Here is a 1,739-nt window from a genome sequence, read left to right as displayed (position 1 = left end):
ATCCTTTGTTCCCATTCAATTCTTAGTTCAGATTTATTCATCGCAAAACCTCCGCAAAATTTGATCTTTAGAAGATTATCGCATATAAAAAAGCGCCAAACCATGTGGGGATAGTTTGACGCTTACACAAGCCCCATCTTCCTCCATTCTTTAATAAACTCCATGTCCTCCATATAATGATATAGATAACCATAGTCTGAATGATAGATTTCTACTAATTCCATCTCTAATTGGCAACATGGGCAAATAAATGGATCTTTATCGAAAGCTTCAATCATACGCTGTCTATATGTTTTCTTCTTCTTTTTTGTTTCAAGTAATAGGGATAATTGTTTTGTTCTCATAAAGGAATACAGGCTAAGAATATTCCTAGCTTTCTGATACGATCTTCTACTGTACAACCCAAAACGACCAACCATTCGAAAATGCTTGGGTGGAATATGTTGTAAGAGATCAAAAAGAAATTTATATACGGTCTGTTTTTTTAAAAACAAAAATCCTAGGAAGATTTTCTACTGTTTCTTCCTGGGATTAAATATGCCTCTTAATCCACTAGATCAGCGATATATAGAGGAAATTTACTTGATACTGCTTTTTTAAGGCATTCCATATGACAGAACATCTGTTGTTCTTGTTGGCTACTTTTATCTTTGTCCCAATTTGCAACTACAACTAATTCAGTAACATCTGAAATAATTTGTTCATCACAAAAACAACACTGATACGAGTTTTTCTCCATAAAATCACCTCCAACCATAGTTGTCTGATAGTCTATTTAGTGAGTTTTCACTAATGTTTTTTAATGAAGTAATTACACCATTGTCTCCTTCAACAATAACATTATACTTGCCATTAACCTGCTTTATAAATACTTGTGCACCATCTGATTGAGTTTTAATAATATCAGGTCTAAGTTTTAAGTCACTTATATCTTTTGGTGTAAATCCTCTTTCTATTAACCTCTCTGCTCCATGTTTAGTTGTATTTACAACACTTTGTATTTCATCTAAAGCTAGTTGTTCCTTTAATTTTTGGTATTGAGTAGCATTATGTGCAGCATTATCTATACCCTTAGATGGGTTATTCGATTTAGAAGGTATTTCATCCACTTTCCCCTTTGTCTTATTCGCAAAATTTGTTATTACATCTGCTACAAATTCTCCTCCCTTCATAATACCTTTAGTTGCATATTCCCCTACTTTCTTCGCACCAGGAATTAGACTGGCAGAAGCTAAAGCACCCCCAACTTCTGCAATTTGCTCTTTCTTACTTAGCTTTTGGTTTAAAATCCAATCCTCACCAGTTATTGCTTGTTGGATTCCTTTAACTGTTGATATGAATGGGAGGAAATCAGCCATAGTGGAATCGGCCTGTTTGTCTATCCTGGCATTCCCAGTTATTTCACTTCTTATTTCCTTAGGAACTTTATCAATTCCTTGTTCTCTTGCAATCCGTTCGTAGTACTCCCAATCAACACCATGTTTTCCCATCTTTATATTTGAATGGTTCCCTGCCAATGTCTCATTACGCAATGGGGAAGATTTTCCTTTAATCGGAATCGATTTTACTGCCAGTACGGCTTTATTCATGGCCTTTTTTAGGTTATTGATTCGTTCCTTCTTCGTCAGGTTGTTCAGTAGCTTTCGGGCTTTTGTGAACACCTTTCCTCTTTTTTTAACGATTTTCCCTATCTTTTTCTTTACAGTCTTCTTCTGTGTCTTAAGAGAGGCGACTACTTT

Annotated in this window: 3 protein-coding genes; all 3 read right to left on the bottom strand. The window is 35.1% G+C overall.

The window, feature by feature from the left end; genetic code table 11:
* Nucleotides 1-122 precede the first annotated feature (122 nt).
* Nucleotides 123-344 (bottom strand): hypothetical protein, encoded by a 222-nt coding sequence (locus tag GX497_03235; protein ID HHY72234.1) that lies wholly within the window; start codon nt 342-344, stop codon nt 123-125.
* A gap of 200 nt (nt 345-544) precedes the next feature.
* On the bottom strand, nt 545-739 hold the full coding sequence (locus GX497_03230) for a hypothetical protein (protein HHY72233.1): 195 nt from the start codon (nt 737-739) through the stop codon (nt 545-547).
* A 4-nt stretch (nt 740-743) separates the two neighbouring features.
* Nucleotides 744-1,739, bottom strand: a 996-nt coding sequence (locus tag GX497_03225) for a hypothetical protein (protein HHY72232.1), incomplete at its 5' end; no start/stop codon positions are given.

The sequence above is a fragment of the Bacillus sp. (in: firmicutes) genome (assembly GCA_012842745.1).
GTDB lineage: Bacteria > Bacillota > Bacilli > Bacillales > Bacillaceae_J > Schinkia.
This window is presented reverse-complemented; position numbering and strand designations above follow the sequence as displayed.